This window comes from Sphingopyxis sp., from assembly GCF_051861155.1.
In the GTDB taxonomy this organism is placed as follows: Bacteria; Pseudomonadota; Alphaproteobacteria; order Sphingomonadales; family Sphingomonadaceae; genus Sphingopyxis.
Window position 1 is genome coordinate 56,529 of record NZ_JBHYDE010000009.1, and the last position, 23,420, is coordinate 79,948.

The 23,420-nt window shown below is 64.6% G+C and carries 24 protein-coding genes and 1 pseudogene; 18 read left to right on the forward strand and 7 right to left on the reverse strand.

The genetic code is table 11. The annotated features are described in order from the left end of the window. Positions 1 to 89: 89 nt before the first annotated feature. From ACTIFP_RS15525 to ACTIFP_RS15535, 3 genes are read right to left on the reverse strand one after another with little or no spacing between them, the layout of a single operon-like run. Positions 90 to 674 carry an RNA polymerase sigma factor gene (locus ACTIFP_RS15525; RefSeq protein ID WP_439569616.1) on the reverse strand — a complete coding sequence of 195 codons (585 nt, stop codon included), beginning with the start codon at positions 672 to 674 and terminating at the stop codon, positions 90 to 92. Then, positions 671 to 1,108 carry a periplasmic heavy metal sensor gene (locus tag ACTIFP_RS15530; protein ID WP_439569617.1) on the reverse strand — a complete coding sequence of 146 codons (438 nt, stop codon included), beginning with the start codon at positions 1,106 to 1,108 and terminating at the stop codon, positions 671 to 673. Before ACTIFP_RS15530 ends, ACTIFP_RS15525 begins: the two co-directional genes overlap by 4 nt. Positions 1,109 to 1,110: 2 nt before the next feature. Next, entirely contained in the window at positions 1,111 to 1,377 is a 267-nt protein-coding gene (locus tag ACTIFP_RS15535; RefSeq protein WP_439569618.1) for a hypothetical protein, read from the reverse strand. Positions 1,378 to 1,520: 143 nt separating this feature from the next. On the opposite strand from ACTIFP_RS15535, the gene copC reads away from it, so the two are divergent. The 6 genes from copC (at position 1,521) to ACTIFP_RS15565 (ending at position 7,395) form a co-directional block, all read left to right on the forward strand. Then, entirely contained in the window at positions 1,521 to 1,904 is a 384-nt protein-coding gene (gene copC / locus ACTIFP_RS15540; RefSeq protein WP_439569619.1) for a copper homeostasis periplasmic binding protein CopC, read from the forward strand. 4 nt (positions 1,905 to 1,908) lie between these two features. Next, the gene (gene copD / locus ACTIFP_RS15545; RefSeq protein ID WP_439569620.1) at positions 1,909 to 2,871 is read left to right on the forward strand and encodes a copper homeostasis membrane protein CopD; all 963 of its coding nucleotides are present in this window, start codon (positions 1,909 to 1,911) and stop codon (positions 2,869 to 2,871) included. Continuing rightward, positions 2,868 to 3,593: a helix-turn-helix domain-containing protein gene (locus ACTIFP_RS15550; protein ID WP_439569621.1), complete on the forward strand. Its 726-nt coding sequence runs from the start codon at positions 2,868 to 2,870 to the stop codon at positions 3,591 to 3,593. Before copD ends, ACTIFP_RS15550 begins: the two co-directional genes overlap by 4 nt. A 132-nt stretch (positions 3,594 to 3,725) precedes the next feature. Continuing rightward, positions 3,726 to 4,403: a class I SAM-dependent methyltransferase gene (locus tag ACTIFP_RS15555; RefSeq protein WP_439569622.1), complete on the forward strand. Its 678-nt coding sequence runs from the start codon at positions 3,726 to 3,728 to the stop codon at positions 4,401 to 4,403. Between the two features lie 158 nt (positions 4,404 to 4,561). Beyond that, positions 4,562 to 6,883, forward strand: coding sequence for a heavy metal translocating P-type ATPase (locus ACTIFP_RS15560; protein WP_439569623.1), 2,322 nt, complete (start codon positions 4,562 to 4,564; stop codon positions 6,881 to 6,883). Between the two features lie 53 nt (positions 6,884 to 6,936). Next, positions 6,937 to 7,395 (forward strand): YybH family protein, encoded by a 459-nt coding sequence (locus tag ACTIFP_RS15565; RefSeq protein WP_439569624.1) that lies wholly within the window; start codon positions 6,937 to 6,939, stop codon positions 7,393 to 7,395. Between the two features lie 40 nt (positions 7,396 to 7,435). Here the strand turns inward: ACTIFP_RS15565 and ACTIFP_RS15570 are convergent. The 3 genes and pseudogenes from ACTIFP_RS15570 to ACTIFP_RS15580 form a co-directional block, all read right to left on the reverse strand. Continuing rightward, positions 7,436 to 7,829 (reverse strand): annotated as a pseudogene (locus tag ACTIFP_RS15570) (MerR family transcriptional regulator). Between the two features lie 443 nt (positions 7,830 to 8,272). Then, entirely contained in the window at positions 8,273 to 9,259 is a 987-nt protein-coding gene (locus ACTIFP_RS15575; protein ID WP_439569625.1) for an alpha/beta fold hydrolase, read from the reverse strand. 42 nt (positions 9,260 to 9,301) lie between these two features. Continuing rightward, a complete protein-coding gene (locus ACTIFP_RS15580; RefSeq protein WP_439569626.1) occupies positions 9,302 to 10,144 on the reverse strand; it encodes a sterol desaturase family protein in 843 nt (280 codons plus the stop codon). A 219-nt stretch (positions 10,145 to 10,363) separates the two neighbouring features. On the opposite strand from ACTIFP_RS15580, the gene ACTIFP_RS15585 reads away from it, so the two are divergent. The 7 genes from ACTIFP_RS15585 (at position 10,364) to ACTIFP_RS15615 (ending at position 18,038) form a co-directional block, all read left to right on the forward strand. Next, positions 10,364 to 11,074 (forward strand): helix-turn-helix domain-containing protein, encoded by a 711-nt coding sequence (locus ACTIFP_RS15585; protein ID WP_439569707.1) that lies wholly within the window; start codon positions 10,364 to 10,366, stop codon positions 11,072 to 11,074. 186 nt (positions 11,075 to 11,260) lie between these two features. Continuing rightward, positions 11,261 to 11,686: a hypothetical protein gene (locus ACTIFP_RS15590; RefSeq protein WP_439569627.1), complete on the forward strand. Its 426-nt coding sequence runs from the start codon at positions 11,261 to 11,263 to the stop codon at positions 11,684 to 11,686. A 65-nt stretch (positions 11,687 to 11,751) separates the two neighbouring features. Further along, entirely contained in the window at positions 11,752 to 12,018 is a 267-nt protein-coding gene (locus tag ACTIFP_RS15595) for a hypothetical protein (RefSeq protein WP_439569628.1), read from the forward strand. Between the two features lie 65 nt (positions 12,019 to 12,083). Then, positions 12,084 to 13,310, forward strand: a complete 1,227-nt coding sequence (locus ACTIFP_RS15600) for a TolC family protein (protein ID WP_439569629.1) — start codon at positions 12,084 to 12,086, stop codon at positions 13,308 to 13,310. Continuing rightward, on the forward strand, positions 13,310 to 14,542 hold the full coding sequence (locus ACTIFP_RS15605; protein WP_439569630.1) for an efflux RND transporter periplasmic adaptor subunit: 1,233 nt from the start codon (positions 13,310 to 13,312) through the stop codon (positions 14,540 to 14,542). Before ACTIFP_RS15600 ends, ACTIFP_RS15605 begins: the two co-directional genes overlap by 1 nt. Then, a complete protein-coding gene (locus ACTIFP_RS15610; protein ID WP_439569631.1) occupies positions 14,539 to 17,673 on the forward strand; it encodes an efflux RND transporter permease subunit in 3,135 nt (1,044 codons plus the stop codon). Before ACTIFP_RS15605 ends, ACTIFP_RS15610 begins: the two co-directional genes overlap by 4 nt. Then, positions 17,670 to 18,038: a copper-binding protein gene (locus ACTIFP_RS15615; RefSeq protein ID WP_439569632.1), complete on the forward strand. Its 369-nt coding sequence runs from the start codon at positions 17,670 to 17,672 to the stop codon at positions 18,036 to 18,038. Before ACTIFP_RS15610 ends, ACTIFP_RS15615 begins: the two co-directional genes overlap by 4 nt. Before the next feature lie 140 nt (positions 18,039 to 18,178). On the opposite strand, the gene ACTIFP_RS15620 is transcribed toward ACTIFP_RS15615, so the two are convergent. After that, positions 18,179 to 18,592, reverse strand: coding sequence for a MerR family transcriptional regulator (locus ACTIFP_RS15620; protein ID WP_439569633.1), 414 nt, complete (start codon positions 18,590 to 18,592; stop codon positions 18,179 to 18,181). A gap of 105 nt (positions 18,593 to 18,697) precedes the next feature. On the opposite strand from ACTIFP_RS15620, the gene ACTIFP_RS15625 reads away from it, so the two are divergent. The 5 genes from ACTIFP_RS15625 (at position 18,698) to ACTIFP_RS15645 (ending at position 23,417) form a co-directional block, all read left to right on the forward strand. Beyond that, the gene (locus tag ACTIFP_RS15625) at positions 18,698 to 19,348 is read left to right on the forward strand and encodes a cation diffusion facilitator family transporter (RefSeq protein WP_439569634.1); all 651 of its coding nucleotides are present in this window, start codon (positions 18,698 to 18,700) and stop codon (positions 19,346 to 19,348) included. 5 nt (positions 19,349 to 19,353) lie between these two features. Continuing rightward, positions 19,354 to 21,297 (forward strand): FTR1 family protein, encoded by a 1,944-nt coding sequence (locus tag ACTIFP_RS15630; protein WP_439569635.1) that lies wholly within the window; start codon positions 19,354 to 19,356, stop codon positions 21,295 to 21,297. Between the two features lie 78 nt (positions 21,298 to 21,375). Continuing rightward, positions 21,376 to 21,753: a DUF3703 domain-containing protein gene (locus ACTIFP_RS15635; RefSeq protein ID WP_439569636.1), complete on the forward strand. Its 378-nt coding sequence runs from the start codon at positions 21,376 to 21,378 to the stop codon at positions 21,751 to 21,753. 9 nt (positions 21,754 to 21,762) lie between these two features. Then, a complete protein-coding gene (locus ACTIFP_RS15640) occupies positions 21,763 to 22,083 on the forward strand; it encodes a hypothetical protein (RefSeq protein WP_439569637.1) in 321 nt (106 codons plus the stop codon). A 62-nt stretch (positions 22,084 to 22,145) separates the two neighbouring features. Continuing rightward, positions 22,146 to 23,417 (forward strand): TolC family protein, encoded by a 1,272-nt coding sequence (locus tag ACTIFP_RS15645; protein ID WP_439569638.1) that lies wholly within the window; start codon positions 22,146 to 22,148, stop codon positions 23,415 to 23,417. Positions 23,418 to 23,420: the final 3 nt, after the last annotated feature.

Below are 23,420 nucleotides of genomic sequence, written 5' to 3' on the forward strand. Positions count from 1 at the left end.
AATGTTCCTAATGCCATACGCAGGCGCGGCGTCCGCCCCTCATCGAAAGGCAGGAAAAAGAGCAGCCGGGCAGGCGGATGAACGATCGCTCAACCCTGTGAGCTGTCGCTCGTTCCGGCAAGCAATGCCTTGAGACGGGTCCGCGCGCGGTAGAGGCGAGTTTCGATCGTTTTTTCGCTGACGTCCAGCATCGCCGCCGCTTCGGACTGGCTGACCTCATCCATTCCGCGCAGGAGAAGCACTTCACGCAGATTCGCGGGAAGTTCGCCTATCGCTGCACGAACTCTCGCCAGCTCCTGCCGATCACTTGTTTCCATGTCGGGCGGAGGCGTGTTGCTGGCGACATGATGCGCGCTCTCGAGCGGCAAAGCGCGCGAGAAAAAGGCGCGCACCTTTCGCCGTCGCCCCCAGTCGCGACATTTGTTGAGGGCGATGCGCGCGATCCAGATGCGAAACGGACGCTCGCCATCGTAACGGTCGAGTGCAGCGAAACCGGCAACGAAGGTTTCCTGCGTCAGGTCCATCGCTTCGTCGGCGTCGCCTATATGCTTGACGATGAGCCGATAAACCGCCGTCTTGTGACGGCTCAGCAACTCGCGATAGGCATCTTCCTGGTTCGCGCAGGCGCGCGCCGCAAGGTCCTGGTCGCTATACTGCGATAGGTCGGGGCTCACCGCGCATCGGCGGTCAGCGCTTTGACCACGCTCTTGTCGAACATGCGCGCCTGGTCGCTATCGAGGATGGCCCGCATCGCGAAGAGATGCTCGAGCGTTTCCTTCTGCAACGTCCCCATGACATTGTGGGTATGGTCGATCGCCTCGGTGACGCGAGGTCCATAGCCATGTTCGGCCTCGATAGCCTGCGCAAGCCGAATGTTGGCGGCGCGCATTTCGGTCTCGAGCGTCCGGCGCCGTCCGGCGAATTTGGCTTCGATCCGTTCGAGCTTCGCTTCCTGCGCAGGCGTGAGGTCGATCTCGCTGTGGAGAAGCGCATGCAATTCGGTTTCGCTGGCTCTTGGCGGTTCCGACACGATACGGCCGATGAACACGCCCGCGATGGCGGCCGCGAACGCAATTAATCCGACGATAAGCAGGCGACGTGACGGCATCCTTATTGAACGCCCAGCAAGGTCGACGGCGCCAGCGCGCTGGCAGGTCCGAACGGGCTGATCGGGCTTGCCGCAACCGCGGGCTCGGGAAACGCGCTGCCCGCGACAACGCCGCCGCCCAGCGAAACAAACGCCGCGAGCGCCATAAGGCGCCCAATCGCAGCCGATTCGCGGCGCCGCACCGCAAGGGCGCCGATGATACGATCGTCCAGCGCGTCGAGCGCGGCCGGCAAATCGATCCTATTCAATATGCGAAGCTCTTCGTCCATCAACCTGTCTCGCCAATTCTTCCGTCATTGCTCATACGCATGAGCGACGATCATCCCTCACCGCTGCGTTCTTTTCGTTGCCGATGAGGGTTATGCGCTCATCTTGCGTATTAACAGGCACAGACACGCAATTGGAGTTCTTTATGTTCAAATCGCTTCTCCCCTCCGCGGCAGCGGCTTTCGCGCTGCTCCTCATGCCGAGCGCCGCGAGCGCGCATACCAAGCTCGTCGGTTCGACGCCCGCGGCCAATTCGACCGTCTCGAAAGTGACCTTGGTCAGCCTGACGTTTAGCGAAAAGGTGATCGCATCGACGGTCAAGACCGAATTGGTGATGACCGCGATGCCCGGCATGGCCAATCACGCGCCGATGAAAATTCCATACACCTCGGCGATGGGCAAGGACGGCAAGTCGATGACGCTCGCGCTCAAGCGCGCGCTGACGCCTGGAACCTATAAGGTGACATGGTCGGCCGCGGGTGCCGACACCCACCGCATGGGCAGCGAATTCAGCTTCACCGTAAAGTAAGGCGGTGGGCGATCCCGTCCTGATCGGCATCAGGTTCGCGCTTTACGCGGACCTGATGCTTATCGCCGGCCTCGCTGCCTTCCCGCTTTACGCGCTGACACGAAGCGAACGCCTCGGGACCCAGCCAATGGCCGCGATCTGGCGCCTGGAGCGGTGGCTCTGCGCCGCCGGACTGCTGCTCTCCACCTTGGGCATGGGCGTACTCGCCGCCTCGATGCAGGGCGTTGGCTTCCTCTCGCTCGAGTTCCAGCCCTTCTGGGATCTCGTTCGCGAGACCGACGTCGGCATGGCCTGGATCTACCGGAGCGCCGCCCTCCTGCTCGCGCTGGCGGCGGCGATTTGGCTGACCCGCTGGCCGGCAACCGCCGCAGCGATACTCGCGGCGGCTGGCTCGGTGGCCGTCGCGACCCTTGTCTGGTCCGGCCACGCGGGCGCGACCGAAGGCGCAGCGGGCACAATCCACCGGATCAGCGACATATTGCATATGATCGCGGCAGCTGTCTGGATCGGCGCGATCGGCGCCTTTCTCTTGCTGGTCACGCCGCAAAGCATCCGCGAATTGCCGGGCGGGCTTCGAATTGCGGCGCGGAGCCTCGATCAATTTTCGCTCATTGGCACAATCTGCGTCCTCATCATTGCCGCAACCGGCCTCATCAACAGCCAGTTCATCGTCGGTGCCGAGAATCTCGGCCGATCGCTCAGCTCGCCCTATGGCCAATTGCTCCTTGCCAAGCTCGCGCTGTTCGGACTGATGCTTGCGCTCGCGGCCGCCAACCGCTGGCGGTTGACGCCGGCGCTCGCCGCAGCCGCGGGTGGCAATACCGAAAACATCGATACCGATCCCGACGCAGCGCTTGCGGCGATGCGCAAGAGTCTCATCATCGAAGCGGCCGCCGCGCTCGCCATACTCGCGCTGGTCGCCTGGTTCGGCACGCTCGAACCGTTCGTGGGCGCCGACGCGGCTTGACCGCCAACACCGCCCCCTGGTCGGGCTCGATCATGCTCGGGACCGGCTGGGCATTGATCGATGCGCGGATCGGGACCAGCCGTCCCCACAGCCATCTGGCGCATCAGATCAGCCTCGCGGTCGAACAGGATCTCGAGATTTCGGGCGACGCCGACATGACGGTCCCGACTGGACATGCGGTCGCCCTCGCATCGCATGTTCCGCACCGCATGGGGCCGCAGGGCGCGATGGTACGGTCATTCTATCTCGATCCGCTCTTTCGCGCCGGTACGAGGATGTCGGGCGGATCGGCACCCATCCTGCTGCCGCCGACGGAAGCGGCCGGCCTCGGCGCGATCGCCAATGCGGAAGATGCGAGACGCTGGGCCTCCTCCTATCTTGATCGGTCGCACGGGCATCCGGTCGATGCGCGCCTGTCTGCAGCGCTCACAAACCCCGACGATTTGTCGAGCGCTCGCGCCTTGGCCGACGTCGCCTGTCTCTCGCCCTCGCGCCTGCGCGAAATCGTCAGTAGGGACTTTGGCGTGCCCCCGGCGAAATTGCTGCAATGGCTCCAGCTCCAGCGAGCGCTGCGCGCGCTCGCGGACGGTGGAGGCCTCGCCGACGCGGCGGCGGCGGGCGGCTTTGCCGATCAATCGCACTTCACCCGCCGCTGTGCGCAATGGCTCGGCGTGACGCCCTCGGCGGGGCTCGCGGGCTTTGCGGTCGAAATCATGCTCTGAGCGCGGCGCCCGCCCAGCGGCACCGGCGAAACATTCAAGACCCGGGCCTCGGCGGGGCTCTATCCGGCTCGTCGAGGCTGGCACCCGGCCGCGATCCGCGCGGCGAGCCAGACAGCCGAAAGGAGTTGGACGATGCCCGAACCCGAACCCGCCGCGCGGTCCTACACGCCGGCGGCAGGCTATCATATGCTGACGCCGCTCTATGATTTCGGCGTGGCAGTGACGACGCGCGAGCGCGTGTGGCGCGACCGTCTCGTCCGCCATATGGCTCCGACCGAGGGCGAGGTCATTCTCGACATCGGCTCGGGCACGGGCAATCTCGCGCTGGCGATCGCCCGTCATAGCCAGGGCGTGCGCTATCTCGGCATCGACCCCGACGAAGCTGCGACACGCATTGCGCGAACCAAAATGGCGCGGCTCTCCCCAGCTCCGGAGTTTCGTGTCGGCTTCTTCTCGGCCGCGGCCGTCACCGATTGGCCGGCCCCGGCGAAGATCACGATCTGTCTCGTCCTCCACCAGGTGGGAATGGAGGAAAAGGCTCGCCTGCTCCGTGAGGCCTGGCACACGCTTACCCCCGGCGGCGCGCTTTTTGTCGCCGATTATGGCGAACAGCGCAGCCGCCTGATGCGGCTGCTGTTCCGCCTGACGGTCCAGCAGCTCGATGGCGTGCGCGATACCCAGCCCAACGCCGATGGCTTGCTGCCGATCCTGATCCGCGAAGCGGGGTTTGACGATATTCGCGAGCTGGAGACTTTTCGGACGCCAACCGGCGCGATCGCCATCCTCCGAGCCGGCAAGGCCAAGGCCTGACCAGACGCGCAAGAAAATCCGAGGGGCAGCGGCCTGCCTTGCGTATCGATAGGAGCGGCCTCATTCTTCAGCCGCGACGACGGCGACGGTCGGGGCGAGCCGGACCGGCAAGCCCGAACGCGGCCTTTGCCGGTCGCGCCGGGACAGCGACAGGAGCGATGACGGTGCACGATTATCAAGGCGCAGGAAAAGGCAGCGAAGACACGACCGATCCGGTCTGCGGCATGACGGTCGACCCGGCGACCACGCCGCACGTCGCGACGCATGGCGGCGCACATCAATATTTCTGCAGCGCGGGCTGCCTCGCGAAATTCGAGGCCGACCCCGGTCGCTACATGGCGGGGCGCGAGCCGGCCGACGCGGTCGGGGATGCGATCTGGACCTGTCCGATGCATCCCGAGATCCAGCGTCCGGGACCTGGAAGCTGTCCGATCTGCGGCATGGCGCTCGAACCCGCCATGCCCGATGCGGCGGCCGGACCCAGCGAAGAATATCGCGACATGCGGCGGCGCTTCTGGGTCGGGCTCCTGCTCGCCCTTCCCGTCCTCGCGCTCGAGATGGGCGGCCACATGACGGGTCTCCACCAATATGTCGGTCGTCAGACCAGCAACATGATCCAGATGCTTCTCGCGACCCCCGTGGTGCTGTGGGCGGGCTGGCCCTTTTTCGAGCGCGCCTGGCTCTCGATCCGCAACAAGAGCCTCAATATGTTCACCCTCATCGCGATGGGGACGGGCGTCGCCTGGGGCTACAGCATGATCGCGGCGCTCGCACCGCAGATTTTCCCGGACGCGTTCCGCGCGGCCGACGGATCGGTGGCGGTCTATTTCGAGGCCGCGGCGGTCATCACGGTGCTGGTGCTGCTCGGGCAAGTGCTCGAACTGAGGGCGCGCGAGACGACGAGCGGCGCGATCCGCGCGCTCCTCGACCTGACGCCGAAGCTCGCACGGCGCGTCGGCGGCGACGGGAGCGACGAAGAGGTTGCGCTCGAGGATGTCGCGGTCGGCGATGTACTTCGCATTCGCCCGGGCGAGAAGGTGCCCGTCGACGGCATCGTCCTCGAAGGCCGCGGCACGGTCGACGAGTCGATGGTCACGGGCGAATCGATGCCGGTCACGAAGGAAGCCGGCGCCGCGCTCATCGGTGGCACGATCAACCAGACCGGCGGCCTGCTGATGCGCAGCGAGAAAGTCGGGCGCGACACGATGCTCGCGCGCATCGTGCAGATGGTTGCCGATGCGCAGCGCAGCCGCGCCCCGATCCAGCGCCTCGCCGATACAGCTTCGGGCTGGTTCGTGCCGGGCGTCATCGCCGTCGCCGTCGCCGCTTTCATCATCTGGTCGCTTCTCGGCCCCGCGCCTGCGATGGCCTATGGCCTGATCGCCGCCGTCTCGGTGCTCATCATTGCTTGTCCGTGCGCCCTCGGCCTTGCGACGCCCATGTCGATCATGGTTGGCGTCGGACGCGGCGCCGAGGCCGGCGTGCTGATCAAGAACGCCGAAGCGCTCGAACGGATGGAGAAGGTAGACACACTCGTCGTCGACAAGACCGGCACCCTCACAGAAGGCAGACCCTCGGTCGTCGCCATCGAAGTCGCGGACGGGTTCGAGGAGCAGGATTTGCTCCGGATCGCTGCCAGCCTCGAGCGCAGCAGCGAGCATCCCCTCGCGGCGGCGATCGTCAAGGCCGCCGAGGATCGGGGTCTCGCGCTCGTCGAGCCTTCGGGGGTCGACCAGCCGGTCGGCAAGGGCATCGTGGGGGTCGTCGACGACAAGGCCATCGTCCTCGGCAATGCCGGTTTCCTTGAGGAATATGATGTCGATCCTGGCGCGCTCGCCGAGGCGGCCGACCGGCTTCGCGCGGACGGCGCCACCGCGATCTACATCGCGGTCAACGGCAAGGCCGCCGGCGCTATCGCCATCGCCGACCCCGTCAAGGAGACGACGGGCGCAGCGCTCACGGCGCTGCGCGACGCGGGAATTCGCGTCATCATGCTCACCGGCGACAATCGCGTCACCGCCGAGGCGATCGCCAGGCGCCTCGGCATCGACGATGTCGAGGCCGACGTTCTCCCCGACCAGAAGAGCGCTGTCGTGCAGCGGCTGCGCGAGCAGGGCCGGGTGGTCGCCATGGCGGGCGACGGGGTCAACGACGCCCCCGCGCTCGCCGCCGCCGATGTCGGGATCGCCATGGGATCGGGAACCGACGTCGCCATCGAAAGCGCGGGCATCACGCTGCTGCGCGGCGACCTGCTCGGCATCGTGCGGGCGCGGCACCTCAGCCAGGCGACGATGGGGAATATCCGCCAGAATCTCTTCTTCGCCTTCGCCTATAATGTCGCAGGCATACCCGTGGCGGCGGGCGTACTTTATCCGGTCTTCGGGCTGCTATTGTCGCCGATCATCGCCGCCGCTGCGATGGCGCTTTCGTCGGTGAGCGTCATCGCCAATTCGCTGCGCCTGCGGTTCGTGAAAATCTGATCGAAGCATCGCCGCAGCCTTGAGCGGCGGCAATCACAAAAGGGAGAATGGGGATGAGAGGTTTCACAATGGCGGCAATCGGGCTGGCCCTGGTCATGGCGGCTCCCGTCCACGCGGCGGCGGCCCCGGATTATCAGACGGCGACCGCGACGCTGGCACAATATAAGCAGGCGATCGAGAACCGCGACCTGTCGGGCGTCGACGCGCTGTTTGCGCCTGACGCCCAGATCTTCGAGTCGGGCGGCATCGAGGGCAATTTTGCGCATTATCGCGACCATCATCTCGCACCCGAGCTGAAGGCTTTCAAATCCTTCGCCTTCAAGGACTATAAGATCTCGGTGCGCGGCGAAGGCGAGGTCGCGGTCGCTACCGAAACCTATAACTACACGATCGTCCTTACGAACGGCGAGACGATCGAACGCGCCGGCGTCGCGACGAGCGTCCTCAAGTGGACGAACGGCAAATGGCAGATCATCAGCCTGCACAGCTCTTCGCGCAAACCGAAGGCGTAGCGGGCGGGCATAGGATGTGGGGCGGATCCACCCCGATGCGTCAGACCCGCTCGAACGCCGTAATGATCGGGCAGTGCGTCGTATCGTCCGCGGCGCACTGGCGCGACAAGCCAAGCAGCGCCCGCCGCGCGGTGCCGAGTTCGGCCATCGTCTTTTCGATCGCGGCGATGCGCTCGTCGGCAAGCGCGCGCGGGCGCGATCAGTCGAGGCATCGAGCTCGAGCAGTTCTCCAATCTCGGCGAGCGTGAAGCCTGCGGCTTGCGCGGATTTGATAAAACGCAGGCGCCGAAAGACGGCCTCGTCATAGCGGCGTATGCTGCCCTGCGCACCGCCTCTTTTGCCTTGGCCGGGAACCGGGAGCAGGCCCTTCGCTGATAGAAGCGGATGGTCTCGACGTTGACGACCGCGCGCTTCGCAAGCTGTCCGATGGTCATGTCACGCAGGTGCTTGACTCCATACCCCGGTGCGCAGCCTAGTCGATGAGGCGTACGCCCTTGGCGGTGCGAAGCTCGTACACCGGACGGATCCGAGATCGCGCAGGAGCATCCCGGTGACGGATTCGCCGCGCGGCAAGGCCGCGACGTCGAAAAATGCTCCCGTTCAGGCAGGGGGTGCGCGTGGGTCTTGCCGCTGCAATACGGGTCCATACCATCTCATGTTCGCCATCGGCTGAGGCCGACCGGTGCCGCCGTGCGATCCTTCAGTTTGGACTCGCCCTTTCGCAACAGCCTCCAGTTTCGTTTCGCCACACCTCCACCCACAATAGCGGCGGCGACCATAATCCGCTAACAATCAACCCGAACGGCTTGCTGGAGGCCGATCTCTCGGCGCCACTCAATTGCGCCATTCCATGTTGCGTTCTCACATCAGGCAGAAATTACGGGTTGGACGCCCATTCCAAGTCATCAACAAATTTGTCGATCTCCTCGGCAATCAGCCGAGGATGCTCCTGGATTACCCAGTGAGTCCCTATACCCAGCTCTCGCACGTCACCCTTCTCAAAATATTGTTCACTTGCGAACGCAAGTTCGGGTGGGCTGAATGCGTCATTTTTCGCCAGCAAAAGGCGCGCCGGAACAGCGACCAGCCCGGCGCCTACGTCTGCATCGAACTTCGCATTGGCCTGATACCATGCGCCCATGCTGTGGATGGCCCCATCATGATCCCAGGCCGCCTTATACTGGTCCATCACCTGCTTCGAGAAGGTTCCGGGTTCGGACGTGTCCTGCAAATTTTTTTCGAGCAATCCCCAGTTGCCATATCGTGCAACATGGCCCGGCAGCCATGGAACCCTTAGGAAGGTCCGATACCAGCTAATCGCCTCGCCCTCTGGCCTGACGTCGCGAATTGCATAGGGATGGGGCTTGTTGACAACCAAGGCCCCAACCACTTTTCTGGGGTGTAGCAAAGCCGTCCACCAGGTGACCTGCCCGCCAAAATCATGTCCGACTACCACGAATCTTTCGTGGCCCAGCGCAGCAGCCACATCTACGACGTCTTTTGCGAGGATATCGAGACGATAGGAAGAAGCGCTACCGGGCTTTGCGGATCGGTTATAGCCGCGCTGATCGAGGGCGATTACCCGATAGCCCTTGCGAGCGAGATTCGCCATGACGCCACGCCACGCGTACCAAAACTCAGGATAACCATGGAGGAGGAGGATCGGTTTGCCATCGTCAGGACCGGCAATAACAACGTGCAGCCTGACACCGTTTGCATCTACAAACGCTTCGCGAAACGCTGTGCCCAACTCTTTGCGGGCAGCAACAACAGCATCTCGATCCGGTTGCCGTCCTGACATGTATCCGACAGCGACAACGAATGCCAGAATTGCCAAACCGATCATTATGACCTTGCCTTTCAAGGCTTTTCTCCTTGCTGGAAGAAGCTTCCGACCACGTGATCGTTAGGCCCTGAAGGGTTCAACAAGTTGCTTGAGATATTCTTTGGGATAATTTGGCCTGTCTTCAATCCCGATGTCAGCCGAGCCAATCTTGCGATTGGGATCAAAAAATACCGTTCCCAATATCCGGTCGGTAAGATTTGTGAAAAGGCCGAAGTTCACGTCGCCCTCTTTGGCATTACCAATATGATGGAAGCGATGAACGACGTTGACTGCCAAAATATACTTTAGTGGTCCAGTAAAGTATGCGACGTTTGAATGCTGCAATAGGAGTTGAAGCAGCACGGCGACGACAAACAGCGACAACACATCCTGCGGGGCACCCATCAGAAGCAGAGGCGTGGTTCCTGCAAGCGTTTCGATAAGCTGGTGCAACGGGTGTTTCATCAGCCCGTTGAAACCGTACATCCGCTTCACGCTATGATGCACGGCATGCAAACGCCAAAGAAAGGCAAAGCGATGGCTGGCAAAATGCGCCAGCGTAATACCGACGTCGGCGATCAGGATGGCCAACAGCAGTTGTTGCCAAAGGGGCCAGCCAACTGGCCAAACTGATGGGATAGCGAGCAGGGCCGCCGTAAAGGGAACCGACAAAATCCCGATTACCGCCATGGATTCATTGACGAGGAAATGGCTCCAGTCCCGCAGCGTGTCCCCTTGATCCACGTTGAACGCACTGTCGTACGGAACGAGTCGCTCAAGGCAAAAGGCGAGCAAAATGAACCCGCCAACCAATGCGAAAAGCCAAGCCCGGTTAAAGTCGTTACCGACGATGTGAAGGGCTAGCGCGTTGCCGCCAAGCAGGAAAAGCGGTAGATATACGAGCCGGACCAAGTTTTTTAACATTTACAGCGTCCTAAATGAGCAGACATTCGTCTGAGTCGAGAATGCTTCCTGCATTAGGTAGCGCTGGTCGATCTGGCTTGAACGGAACGGAACCAAACCAACTTTTGGGTAAAATTTGTTGTCGCTCCGCCGTTTTGTTCAATATTCTTGCTTGCGGTCTGAACTACGATCCAAAGTCCGGTGCGAAGCGCGCCCCAAATTGATGGCAAACCAGCTTTGATGAATGCGTTTGTTTTCGGCGACGGATGGGCAGCCTATCGCGGGCAATCGTCCGACAACAGCCCGCATAGACATGCGGCGATCCAGCTTGTCTTCGGTTCTGACCGTACTGTTTGCGTGGTTGGTGAGGACGGGAAAGAGTTTGCTGGCCGCACGGTTGTTATCCAGCCGATGGTCGAACATAGCTTGATTGCCAGAGATATCGTGTCCGTGCTGTATTTGGAGCCGCAAACGCCCTTGGCGTTCCGCGTTATGGACGAAATCAGCGCCGGCGATATCAACATAGTAAACGACCCCGGCTTTCTTGGATTTGATTGCAAATTACCGCTTAAGGATTGGGTCGAGAAACTGTCAGATTCGGCACCGAGAAGCGGTTCGACGGTCGATCACCGCCTTTCTATCGCCTTGCAGCAACTCGCTGAAAACCCGAACGAAATGCAAATCGCACATATGGCGGAGAAATTGGGATTGTCAGATTCGCGGTTGAGATTTCTTGCGCGCGACCAGCTCGGCTTTCCTCTTTCGACATGGATGCTTTGGCGCAAGCTCGATCGAGCCGCTCGCGCCTTGCATGATGGAGAGACGTTGGTAGGCGCGGCACTGCTGGGTGGATTTTCAGACCAGGCGCACCTCTCGCGCACGATGAGGCGTATGTTCGGCATGACCCCTCGCGCAGTGCAAGGGTTGACGCTTGCCAGCGGCGGATCATGAAATTTGGACCGGCATTATTGCATACGAATTGCGGGCTCCCGGCGTCGTGGTGCGCCGCGCCGGAACCGAACCTGATGATGCTCACGATTGCGCTGTGGAGGCGCTTTTCGCCTGTCGTCATGCCGATGACTCACTAAGAAGGCTGCGGGCGGCGTAACTTCGGCGCGGCACAGTGCGAATATTCCCTTGAGCTGCATCGCCGAGAATCGAATTGACGCGGCAACGATCGAGGATCATGCTTTTACCGTGAAACGCTGGCTTTCCCTCTTGCTGCTCTTCGGAGCTGTTCTGGGCCTTCTGGGCCAGGAAGCCGCGTTCGCGTCTGCCCCGGCAATCCCGGCGTCCGATACCGCGATCACAGCGATGGCGATGAGCGACGAATGCGCGGAAATGATGGGGATCGCCAAATCCGGGGACGGCGCGCCCTGCAAGGGCCTGACCTTCGACTGCATCGCCAAGATGGGCTGTGCGCTCCCGCCTGTCGTCGTAACGCCGCCAACGCTGATCGCGGCGGCGACTCACATGCCGGGCTTGCTCGATCCGCTTCCGATCCAGCGGCTGGATGGCCGAACATTCGGTCCCGAGCCCGATCCACCGCTAATTCTCGGCTGAATTGCACGATGCGCGCCGGGCCGTTTCGGCGCGCGTTTCCTGCCTTTTCAACTGAGGAATTCAACATGAAACCGATTTTTGCCTTTGCCGCGCTCGCGGCAGCAACCCTTGCCGCCCCCGTTCTCGCCCAGGAGCAATCGGGCGGCCATTATGAATGGCAGACCCGCCAGATGCCGGGACCGAACAAGTCCAATACGACCTCGCGGGTCCGCGTCTGGGTCAAGGACAAGCCGGGACAGATGGCGCATTGCGACTGCGACATGATGAAGGTGAGTCCGGCCGACTGCATGAAGAAAATGTCCGGCGACCATAAGATGCCCCCACAAGGGTGACGGTCCTTCCTCCCCGGCGTACATACGCCGGGGAGGCTTTCGTCGGGTCCACAGAGGGGGACATCATGCGCCTATTTTTTGCGGCAGCCTTGCTCGCGCTGCCCACGGCCCTTCGTGCCGAACCCATGTCGCTCGACGAGGCGCTTCGGCTGGCGGAAACGCGTGCGCCGGAGATGCAAGCCCGCGAGGCGGGGATCGATGCCGCCCGGTCCGCGTCGATCGCCGCCGACCGGCTGCCCGACCCGAAGCTCGATCTCGCTCTGCGCGATTTCCCGGTCACCGGCCCCGACGCGGGGCGGTTCAATCGCGACGATTTCACCATGCGGGTGATCGGCATCAGCCAAGACGTCCCGAACCCCGCGAAGCGCCGCGCCCGCGCGGTGCGGGCGCAGGCCGATATCGGCATCGCCGAGGCCGAGCGGACGATCGCGGCGCAGGATGTGCGGCTGGCGACGGCGCTCGCCTGGATCGACCTCCATTTTGCGAAGAAGCGCCTCAAGGAACTCGACCTGCTCGACACGGGCCTCGACGAGCTTCAGGCGACGGTGACCGCCCGGCTCGCCAGCGGATCGGCGCGGCCCGCGCAGGCGCTCGAGCCCGAACAGCTTCGCGCCGAGCTGGCCGACCGGCGCAGCACGCTTGCCGCAGACGTTGCGCGCTTCCGTGCCCAGCTTGCCCGCTACACCGGTGATGCCGCCGCCGACACGGTGGGCGCGCTGCCGCCGCTGGGTGTCGATGGCACGGTCCTCCGGGCCGACCTTTCGGCGCTGCCGCGGCTCGGCAGCTATGATGCGCGGATCGTGGCCGCCGATGCCGAAACCGGGCTCGCGCGCGCCGAGAAGCGGCCCGACTGGTCGGTGAATGCCGCCTATGGCCGCCGCGAGCCCAATTTTGGCGATCTCGTTACGGTCGGCGTGACCATCGACTTGCCGTTCTTCGCCAGGAAGCGGCAGGATCCGAAGATCGCCGCACGGGCGAGCGAGGCGACAGCGGCGCGGCTCGACCGCGAGGCGGCCGAGCGCGAACTCGCCGCGGCGCTCACGGCCGATCTCGCGACGCATCGCATGCATGATGAGCAGCTCGCCAATGCGCGGACAAGGCTGGTGCCGCTTGCCAAGAAGCGCGCCCAGCTCGACCTCGAAAGCTATGGCGCGGGCCGTCTCGACCTCGGCACCGCGCTCTTGTCAACGCTCGCGCTGGCCGAAGCCGAGGTCGATGCGCTGGCGCGCGAAGCCGAGGTGGCGCGCGACGCCGTCCGGATCAAATTCACTTATGGGGAGGAGGCACGGTGATGACCGATGCGACAACAAAGGCGCGCTGGCGCGCCGCGATCCTTGCCGCCGTGCTGGTTACGGGCGGCGGCGGCTATTGGCTCGGGCAGCGCGGAGGCGACGCTACAGCGCCCGGCGCCGCGAGCGACGATAGCCGCAAGATCCTCTACTATTACGACCCCATGTTCCCGAACCAGAAGTTCGACAAGCCGGGCAAATCGCCGTTTATGGACATGGAACTGATGCCCAAATATGCCGACGATGGCGCTGCGGACGCCGCCCCCGGGATCATAGTCGACCCCGGGGCACGGCAAAGCCTCGGGATGCGCGTCGTCGCGGCGGAGATGGGCAGTCTCGCGGCAACCGTCGATGCCACGGGCAGCATCGAGTTCAACCAGCGCGATGTCGCGATCGTGCAGGCTCGCTCGGGCGGCTATGTCGAGCGCGTCTACCGCCTCGCGCCCGGCGACGTCATCGGCGCCGGTGCGCCGATCGCCGACGTGCAGCTACCCGAATGGGGCGGCGCCCAGACCGAATATCTGAGCGTCAAGCGGCTCGGCCGCCCCGATCTTACGGCAGCGGCGCGGCAGCGGCTGCGCCTGATGGGTATGCCCGAGGCGGTGATCGCCGAGGTCGACCGGAGCGGGCGGACCGGCGGCAGGTTGACCGTCCGGGCGCCGATCGGCGGGGTCGTCCAAGCGCTCAATGCGCGCGCGGGCGTCACGCTGGCGCCAGGGCAGACGCTCGCCGAAATATCGGGGCTCGGCACGGTCTGGCTCAACGCCGCGCTTCCCGAAGCGCAGGCGGGCCTGGTGCAGGTCGGCCAGCGCGCCGCGGCAACACTCACCGCTTTCCCGGGCGAGAGCTTCGGCGGCCGGGTGGTCGCGATCCTGCCCACGGCAGCCGCTGACAGCCGGACGCTGACCGTCCGCATCGAGCTTCCCAACCGCAGCGGACGCCTCCGGCCGGGCATGTTCGCGAGTGTCGCGCTCGGCGGCGATGCGAGGCCGGCGCTGCTGGTGCCGAGCGAAGCGGTGATCCGTACCGGCAAGCGGAACGTCGTGATGCTCGAAATGGGTGATGGCCGCTATCACCCCGCCGAGGTCGCGACTGGGCGCGAAGGGGGCGGCAAGACCGAGATATTGGACGGCCTCGCCGCCGGCGAGAAGGTGGTGGCCTCGGGCCAATTCCTGCTCGATTCCGAGGCAAGCCTCACCGGCCTCGCCGTGCGCCCGCTGGATGCGGCGCGATGATCGAGCGGATCATTCGCGCATCCGCCGCCGCGCGCGGCCTCGTCGTCGCGGCGGCGCTGATCCTGACGCTGCTCGGCATCGCCGCTGTCCGCACGACCCCGGTCGACGCGCTGCCCGATCTCTCGGACGTCCAGGTCATCATCCGCACCAGCTATCCCGGCCAGGCACCACGTATTGTCGAGGACCAGGTTACCTATCCGATCACGACGACGATGTTGTCGGTGCCCGGGGGGCGCGTCGTGCGCGGCTATTCCTTCGTCGGCGACAGTTTCGTCTATGTGCTGTTCGACGACGACACCGACCTTTATTGGGCGCGCAGCCGCGTGCTCGAATATCTGAGCCAGGTGCAAAGCCGCCTCCCCGAGGGGGCCAGGGCGTCGCTCGGCCCCGATGCGACGGGGGTGGGCTGGATTTACGAATATGCCTTGGTCGATAAGAGCGGACGCCATGACCTCGCCGCGCTGCGCAGCCTGCAGGACTGGTTCCTCCGCTTCGAGCTCAAGGCGGTCCCGGGGGTCGCCGAGGTCGCAAGCATTGGCGGCATGGTGCGCCAATATCAGATCCTCGTCGATCCGCAGAAGCTCGCCGCCTACGGCGTGACCGCGACCGACGTGGCCGACGCGCTGAAGCGCGCGAACCAGGAAAGCGGCGGCGGCACGCTCGAGATGGCCGAAGCCGAATATATCGTGCGTGCCAGCGGCTATCTGAAGGGCCTCGACGATTTTCGCGCCGTCCCGATCCGCACCGCGCCGGGCGGAATCCCTGTGACATTGGGCGACGTCGCCACCGTCCAGATCGGCCCCGACACCCGCCGCGGCATCGCCGAACTCAACGGCGAGGGCGAGGTCGCGGGCGGGATCATCGTCATGCGGCAGGGCCAGAATGCCCGCGAGGTGATCGATGGCGTTCGCGCCAAGCTCGCCGAATTGAAGGCGGGCCTGCCGCCGGGCGTCGAGATCGTCACCACCTACGACCGATCGGGGCTGATCGACCGCGCGGTCGACAATCTGACGTCGAAGCTGATCGAGGAGTTTATCATCGTCGCCATCGTCTGCGCGCTGTTCCTCTGGCACGCGCGTTCGGCACTGGTCGCGATCCTGACCCTGCCGCTCGGCATATTGATCGCCTTCATCGTCATGCGGCTGCAGGGGCTCAACGCCAACATCCTGTCGCTCGGCGGGATCGCGATCGCGGTGGGTGCGATGGTCGATGCCGCGGTGGTGATGATCGAAAATGCCCACAAGCATCTCGAGCATTGGGACACCGATCATCCGGGCGAGGAGTTGAAGGGCGCCGAGCGTCGGCGCGTCATCACCGATGCCGCCGCCGAAGTCGGCCCTGCCCTCTTCCTCAGCCTGCTCATCATAACCTTTTCCTTCCTGCCCATCTTCACGCTCGAGGGCCAGGAGGGCCGGCTCTTCTCGCCGCTCGCTTTCACCAAGACCTATGCGATGGCCGCCGCCGCCATATTGTCGATCACGCTGATCCCGGTGCTGATGGGATGGCTGATCCGCGGCCGCATTCCGGGCGAGCAATCCAATCCCGTCAACCGCTGGCTGACCCACGCCTACCGGCCAGCGCTCGACTGGGTTCTTGCGCGACCAAAGAAGACGCTCGTTATAGCCGGGCTTGTCTTCGCGACCAGCCTCTGGCCGATGGCGCAGCTCGGCGGCGAGTTCATGCCGCAGCTGAACGAGGGCGACCTGCTCTATATGCCGTCGGCATTGCCCGGCCTGTCAACCGCGAAGGCGGCGAGCCTGCTCCAGCAGACCGACAGGCTCATCAAGACCGTGCCCGAGGTCGAGAGCGTATTCGGCAAGGCGGGGCGCGCCGACAGCGCGACCGACCCCGCGCCGCTCGAGATGTTCGAAACCACGATCCGCTTCAAACCGAAGGACCAATGGCGACCCGGCATGACCGAAGAGAAACTGATCGCCGAGCTCGATGCGCGGGTCCGCGTCCCCGGGCTCGCGAACTTCTGGATTCCGCCGATCCGCAACCGGATCGACATGCTCGCGACCGGGATCAAGAGTCCGATCGGAATCAAGATCGCGGGGTCGGATCTTGCCGCGGTCGACCAGACCGCGAAACGGATCGAGACGGTCACAAAGACGGTCCCGGGCGTCGCTTCGGCGCTCGCCGAGCGGCTCACCGGCGGGCGTTATATCGATGTTGATATCGACCGCACGGCCGCCGCCCGATACGGGCTCAACGTCGCCGATGTGCAGGCGGTCGTCTCGGGCGCGATCGGCGGCGAGACGATCGGTCAGACGGTCGAGGGGCTCGCGCGCTATCCGATCAGCGTGCGTTATCCACGCGAGCTCAGGGACAGCATCGGCAAATTGACCGACCTCCCGCTGCTCACCCCATCGCGCCAGCAGATCACGCTCGGCACGGTGGCGAGCGTCAAGGTCAGCGACGGCCCGCCGATGCTGCGAAGCGAGAACGGACGCCCGGTCACCTATATCTATGTCGAGGGGCGCGGCCGCGATTTGCAGACGCTGGTCCGGGACATACAGCAAGCCGTTGCGCGCGACGTCAAGCTGCCGCCCGGCATCAGCGTCTCCTACACCGGGCAGTTCGAGTTCCTCGTCCGCGCGACCGAGCGGATGAAGGTCGTCGTGCCGGTGACGCTCGCGATCATCGCCGGGCTGCTCTACCTGACCTTCCGCCGCTGGGACGAGGCGCTGCTCATCCTCGCGACGCTGCCCTTCGCGCTGACCGGTGGGCTGTGGTTGCTCTACCTCCTCGGCTACAACCAGTCGGTAGCGAGCGCCGTCGGCTTCATCGCGCTTGCGGGCGTCGCCGCCGAGTTCGGGGTCGTGATGCTCATCTATCTCAAGCAGTCGCTCGCGGCGCGAAGCGATGGCGACATTCCCGCCGCGATCCGCGACGGCGCTTTGCTCCGCGTCCGTCCGAAAGCGATGACCGTCGCCGTCATCCTCGCGGGCCTGTTTCCGATCCTTGTCGGAACCGGCACAGGATCGGAAGTGATGAGCCGGATCGCCGCGCCGATGGTTGGCGGCATGCTCACCGCACCGCTGCTTTCGATGTTCGTCATTCCCGCCGCCTATCTGCTGATGCGGCGGCGTTCCGCCAATCCCGTTCAACCCGAAGGAGAAACGACATGAAGACATCTATTGCCATCGCGCTGGGCTTTGCCATCAGCGCGACGCTTTCTGGCTGCGGCCAGCAGGGCGAAGCGCCGAAAGCGGAAGAAAAGGCCGCCATGGCCGATGACGCCGGGACCATGGCGATGCCGGCCGAAACCAAGCATGGCAAAGGCACGGCAACCGTGACCGCGATCGATACCGCGAAAGGACAGGTCACACTCGATCATAGTGCAATCGCCGAACTCGAATGGCCTCCGATGACGATGGGGTTCGCCGCGAAACCTGAGTTGCTGACAAACATCAAGGTCGGCGACAAGGTCGCGTTCGAGCTCGACTGGGACGGCAAGGCGGGAACGGTCACGAAACTCGACAAGGCGTCGTAAGAACCGGCGCCGCCGGAGCTCGCCGCGCGACAAGCGCGTCGTGGCCCAGCTATCATTGCGCACGGCGGCCAGTCGGCCGCCGTGCGCAATGGCCCTGTCATTGTCCGAACGGGCGCCGATCCAGGGAGAAACCCTTTGGCCTAAATCGCCAGTTCGGTTCCCGCGATCGCCTCGATTACCCGGCATTCGGCGGCGCGGCCGCCTTCGCAGGATGTCGCGACTTCGGTCAGCGCCGAACGCAAAGTCTCGAGCCGGGCGATACGAATGCCGATTTCGCGGAGATGTTCGCGCGCGATGGCCGCGGCTTCGGCGCAGTCGCGGTCGGGCTGGTCCGAAAGCGCCAGCAGCGATCGAATCTCGGGGATGGAAAAGCCAAGCTGGCGGCCATGCCGAATGAAAGCGAGGCGCCGCAGATCGGCAGCATCATAACTTCGTCGGCCAGAAGCCGTGCGAAGCGCCTCGGGCAGCAGCCCGATTTCCTCGTAGAAGCGGATGGTATTGACCTTGGTGCCGGTCTGCCGGGCGAGATCGCCGATCGCGAGCCGCTTGGTCATAAAGTGCTTGATCCTCCAGTGACTGGAGGTTGTATAGGCTGGCCATGCCCAAAGTTGAAGACAGCAAAAAGGGCGCCGAGGCGGCAGTATGGGGATGAAGACGCGATGACGGCAGGTTCGGAAAACGGGGATGCATGCGGCTGCACGGGCGACGCCGTGCGCGCGGAAAAAGATCCCGCCTACCGCCGTGCCTTGTGGATCGTCGTGCTGCTCAATCTCGGTTTCGGAGCGATCGAGATCGTCGGGGGATTCATCGCCAACAGCCAGGCGCTCAAGGCCGACTCGCTCGATTTCATCGGCGATGGCACGATTACGCTCGCCGGGCTCGTGGCGATCGGCTGGACTGCGCTGGCGCGCACGCGCATCGCTTTGGTGCAGGGCCTGTTTCTGCTGACGCTCGGTCTCGGCGTGATCGGCGTCGCGCTGTGGCGCGCGCTGACGGCCGTTCCGCCCGAGGCGGAACTGATGGGAGTCATCGGCATCGCTGCGCTGCTGGTCAATCTAACCTCGGCCGCCGTCCTTTCCCGGTTTCGCGAAGGCGACGCCAATGTCCGCGCGGTGTGGCTCTTCAGCCGCAACGACGCGATCGCCAATATCGCGGTGATCATCGCGGCGGGTCTCGTCGCCTGGACGGGACGGGCCTGGCCCGACCTCGCGGTCGCCGCCGTCATCGCCGCACTCTTTCTGCATTCGGCATTTGAAATTCTCCGGGGCGCACGCAACGAGTTGCGCGAATTGTCGGCCGCGGCCGGATAGGATCGATGGCGCCCGCTCCCCGCTTTCGCTTTCTGCTGATCCTCGTCGCCGTCATCGCCGGCTTCGCCGCGCAAGCAGCCCAGGCCCGCAGCGACGCCGACGAGGTCCAGACCATCTGGCGCCTGCTGGATTATGTCGCCGTCGACTATGCCGGTGCCGTCGCAAATGGCCAGGTGACCAGCACAGTCGAATACGCCGAGATGACCGAGTTTTCGGCGACGGTTCGCAAGGGTATCGCGGCGCTTCCGGCGACCTCGGCGCGCACGCGCCTCGTATCCGAAGCGGGGCAGCTCGAAGCGGCCATCGCCTCAAGGTCGGACCCGGCCAAGGTGGCCGGGCTTGCGCGCAAGGTCGCGACGGACTTGCTCGCCGCCTATCCGGTGCCGCTGGCGCCTCGCAACGCCCCGGATCCCCGACGCGGTGCCCAAATCTATCTGGAGAATTGCGCCAGTTGTCACGGCACCCGTGGTGACGGCAAGGGGCCTCAGGCGCGGGGGCTCGACCCGGCGCCCATCGATTTCACCGATGCCGAGCGCGCCCGTAAGCGCAGCCTGTTCGCGCTCTACCAAGTCATAGGACAGGGGCTTGAGGGCACTTCCATGCCCAGTTTTGCTCACTTTTCTTCCGACGATCGGTGGGCGGTGGCAGCCTATGCCGGAGGGTTTGCCTTTCAGGATCTCGCAGCCGGCAAGCGTATCTGGGAGCGCGATCCGTCCGCCCGCGGGCAGGTGTCCGACCTGCAAGCCTTTACCAGCCTCAGCCCGGAAACGCTCGGCCGCGCGCTCGGACAGGGGCCTGCCGACGCGGTCACCGCTTATTTGCGCGCCGACCCCAAGGCGCTGAACGCGGCCATGCCCGCATCTCTCGCCGTAGCGCGGGACAAACTTTCACAAAGTCTCGCGGCCTATCGAAAGGGAAACCGCGACGAAGCCGAGCGCCTCGCGCTATCGGCCTATCTTGACGGATTCGAGCCGCTCGAGCCGATTCTGGCCACCCGCAATGCGGGCCTGATGGCGCGCATCGAAACCGCCATGGCCGACTATCGCGCTTCGATCGGGCGCGGCTTGCCGGTCGATATCGTCGCAGGCAAGGCGGCATCGGTCGAAGCCCTCTTCGCCGGTGCCGAGATCACGCTGTCTCCCGGCGCCGCCAGCGACACATCGACCTTCGTCGGAGCGCTTACCATTCTCCTGCGCGAAGGGCTCGAAGCCCTGTTGATCGTCGTGGCGATGATCGCCTTTCTGCGGAAGGCCGAACGGCCCGAAGTCCTGCCCTATGTCCATGGCGGCTGGATCGCGGCGTTGATCGCCGGCGGCGCGACCTGGGCGATCGCGACCTATGCGATATCGGTCAGCGGCGCGAGCCGCGAACTGACCGAAGGTTTCGGCTCCCTCTTTGCGGCCGTGGTTCTGGTCTGGGTCGGCATCTGGATGCATGGCAAGTCGCATGCCGAGAGCTGGCAGCGCTATATTCGCGCAGCGATGGGCAAGGCGCTTTCGCGCCGCTCGGCCTGGTTCCTGTTCGGCTTGGCCTTCCTCGTCGTCTATCGAGAGGTTTTCGAAACCATCCTGTTTTTCGCGGCGCTGGCCACGCAAGGCAGCAGCGGCGCCATCGCGGCTGGAGCGGGAACGGCGCTGGCAATCCTCGCCGTGATCGCGTGGGTGATGCTTCGCTACAGCCGCGTTCTGCCGATCGGGACATTCTTCGCCTATAGCTCCGCCCTGATCGCGATCCTCGCGGTCGTTCTCGCCGGCAAGGGAGCGGGGGGCCTGCAGGAAGCCGGACTCCTCGGCATTACACCGCTCACCCATTTCCCCCGCTTCCCGGCGTTCGGGATTTTTCCTTCGCTCGAACCGTTGGTCCTCCAGCTTCTCGCACTTGGCGTCCTTTGGATCGGCTTTTGGTACAATGGCCGGCAACACCGGCGGGCGGAGGCGACCCATGGGTAGCAGTGGGAACAGATGGCCCAAATGTCGCCCCAGCGCAGCATTGCAAGCATCAGGCATCGCCTGTTCGGGGAAGGTTGGATGAATTTAGCAAGCCGACAGAATGCGCAGACTCTGATCGCGATCGAGATGGACAAATATCGCATTTGCCAGGGGGCGGCAGACCTTGACGGAGCGTGGCGGGCGCTGGAACGCGCGCACATCGTGGCCCAGCCCTTTTTCGGACCGCATTGGGCGTCACACTGGCAGATGGCCGGCTTCGCGCTGGCACTGCAAGACTGGCGCGAAGTAGCAGGGCAGTTGTTTCGGCTTGCTTTGGTCCCGTTAGGATCGCTGACGAGCCGGCTGCCTGAGGGAAATACCGGCCGGGCAAGGGTCAGCGCGTTCAAGCCGATGCCAGTTCCCGCCGATCTGGCCGTAGCGATTTCACCGGGCGACAAGCAAGAGCAGGATCGATAGGGGGCATTTATGGCTGGTGCGATGATGCGAATGCTGGTGATCGTGGGCGTACTGCTTTGCAGCTTGCAGTTCTGCGAGCCCGCTTCGGCCCATCTCGCCGATCGCGACGTCAGTTACGCGCCGGACCGGGACGACGGCAAACAGGAGCCCCGCGAGCCGGTCAAGAAACTCGCTCATAGCGGCCACCATCATTGTCCCATGGCGCCAGATCAGCGCCAAACGGTCAGCGAGGCCCCGCTGGCCTTGGCCCTCGGACCGCTGTTTGCGGCGCCAGTCGTGCAGCGACCTTCACGCGAGCTGCCTCCCCTTCTCGATCCGCCTCTCGTCTGACGAATTGCGACACGCTCGCCGCTTTCGCGCGGCGATCTCCCGGTTCAATTGAGGATGAATTTATGGACAGGATCGTTGCTGCCCTGGTGGCAGCCACATCATGTGTTGCGATAGCGCACGCACAAGAAACGGCCGCGGAAAGCCGGCAGATATCGGGCCCTCTTCTGACACTCGACGATGCGGTCGCGCTCGCCGGCGGCAGCGCGCCGGCGGCGGAAGTGGCCGCGGCAGAGGTCGATGCCGCACGCGCGGCACGCCGTGTCGCTTCCCAGCGGCCCAACCCGGAGATTGCCGTCGAGGTCGAGAACTTCGTCGGCACGGGTCCCTATAAGGGCGTGAACGGCGCCGACGTGACGGCGAGCCTCGCCATCCCACTCGAACTCGGCGGCAAGCGGCAAGCGCGGATCGCGGTCGCCGATGCGGCGACGCATCGCGCGCAAATCGCACAGGCGATCGCACAGGCCGATATCCGGCTACAGGTGACCGAACTCTATGTTCAGGCATCGGCCGCCGAGGTGCGGGTTGCGATTGCCGACGATCAATATCGTATCGCGGGGGACACGGCGCGCGCCGCGACCATAAGGGTGCAGGCCGGACGCGCCTCGCCGCTCGAGCAGGAGCGCGCCGAAGTCGCGCGCCTGACAGCCGAGGCGGGGGCCGAGAAAGCCCGCCGACTTGCCGATGCAACCCGCGCGAACCTCGCTCGGCGGATTGGACGCCCGATCGCCGGGCCGCTCGATATCAGCGTGCTTGGCGGACCGGGAAGCGGAACGATGGGCCCGCCGCGCCCGACGTCTGCGACAGGAACGCTCGCGCTGGCGGCTGCCAACGCCGATCTGGCGACGGCCGATGCTGGCGTGCAGCTCGCGCGATCGCAGCGCGTGCCCGACCTCACCGTCGGCCCGGGCATTCGCCGGATCGAGGCGACCAATGATATGGCCGCCGTGTTCAGTGTTTCGATGCCGCTGCCGCTGTTCAACAATGGACGCGCCGCTGTCGACCAGGCGAATGCGGAGAGGCGGCGCGCCGATGCGCAGCGGCGCGTCACCGCGCTCGACGTCGAGCAGCAGATCAGCGACGCCGAGGTCGAAGCCACCAATGCCGCAGCCGCGGCCCGCGTTGCGAGCGGCCCCGCACTGTCGGCCGCGATGGAAGCCGCGCGCATCGCGCGCATCGGTTACCGCGAGGGCAAGTTCGGCCAGCTCGAACTGCTCGATGCCGAGCGGACGCTGACCGAAATGCGGTCGGCGTCGATCGACGCGCTCGCCTCCTATCAACTCGCAAGGGCCCAGTTGGAACGCCTCACGGCTCCCGCGCCCATCGAAGGAAATTGAACC

Bases quoted from the DNA above. Each gene is read 5' to 3' on its own strand.
- ACTIFP_RS15555 (WP_439569622.1), top strand. From the start codon at position 3,726: ATGCCCGAACCCGAACCCGCCGCGCGGTCCTACACGCCGGCGGCAGGC.
- ACTIFP_RS15615 (WP_439569632.1), top strand. From the start codon at position 17,670: ATGAAGACATCTATTGCCATCGCGCTGGGCTTTGCCATCAGCGCGACG.
- ACTIFP_RS15630 (WP_439569635.1), top strand. From the start codon at position 19,354: ATGGCGCCCGCTCCCCGCTTTCGCTTTCTGCTGATCCTCGTCGCCGTC.
- ACTIFP_RS15605 (WP_439569630.1), top strand. From the start codon at position 13,310: ATGACCGATGCGACAACAAAGGCGCGCTGGCGCGCCGCGATCCTTGCC.
- ACTIFP_RS15530 (WP_439569617.1), bottom strand. From the start codon at position 1,108: ATGCCGTCACGTCGCCTGCTTATCGTCGGATTAATTGCGTTCGCGGCC.
- ACTIFP_RS15595 (WP_439569628.1), top strand. From the start codon at position 11,752: ATGAAACCGATTTTTGCCTTTGCCGCGCTCGCGGCAGCAACCCTTGCC.
- ACTIFP_RS15625 (WP_439569634.1), top strand. From the start codon at position 18,698: ATGACGGCAGGTTCGGAAAACGGGGATGCATGCGGCTGCACGGGCGAC.
- ACTIFP_RS15535 (WP_439569618.1), bottom strand. From the start codon at position 1,377: ATGGACGAAGAGCTTCGCATATTGAATAGGATCGATTTGCCGGCCGCG.
- ACTIFP_RS15620 (WP_439569633.1), bottom strand. From the start codon at position 18,592: ATGACCAAGCGGCTCGCGATCGGCGATCTCGCCCGGCAGACCGGCACC.
- ACTIFP_RS15560 (WP_439569623.1), top strand. From the start codon at position 4,562: ATGACGGTGCACGATTATCAAGGCGCAGGAAAAGGCAGCGAAGACACG.
- ACTIFP_RS15610 (WP_439569631.1), top strand. From the start codon at position 14,539: ATGATCGAGCGGATCATTCGCGCATCCGCCGCCGCGCGCGGCCTCGTC.
- ACTIFP_RS15565 (WP_439569624.1), top strand. From the start codon at position 6,937: ATGAGAGGTTTCACAATGGCGGCAATCGGGCTGGCCCTGGTCATGGCG.
- ACTIFP_RS15585 (WP_439569707.1), top strand. From the start codon at position 10,364: ATGAATGCGTTTGTTTTCGGCGACGGATGGGCAGCCTATCGCGGGCAA.
- ACTIFP_RS15635 (WP_439569636.1), top strand. From the start codon at position 21,376: ATGAATTTAGCAAGCCGACAGAATGCGCAGACTCTGATCGCGATCGAG.
- ACTIFP_RS15600 (WP_439569629.1), top strand. From the start codon at position 12,084: ATGCGCCTATTTTTTGCGGCAGCCTTGCTCGCGCTGCCCACGGCCCTT.
- ACTIFP_RS15580 (WP_439569626.1), bottom strand. From the start codon at position 10,144: ATGTTAAAAAACTTGGTCCGGCTCGTATATCTACCGCTTTTCCTGCTT.
- ACTIFP_RS15640 (WP_439569637.1), top strand. From the start codon at position 21,763: ATGGCTGGTGCGATGATGCGAATGCTGGTGATCGTGGGCGTACTGCTT.
- copC (WP_439569619.1), top strand. From the start codon at position 1,521: ATGTTCAAATCGCTTCTCCCCTCCGCGGCAGCGGCTTTCGCGCTGCTC.
- ACTIFP_RS15645 (WP_439569638.1), top strand. From the start codon at position 22,146: ATGGACAGGATCGTTGCTGCCCTGGTGGCAGCCACATCATGTGTTGCG.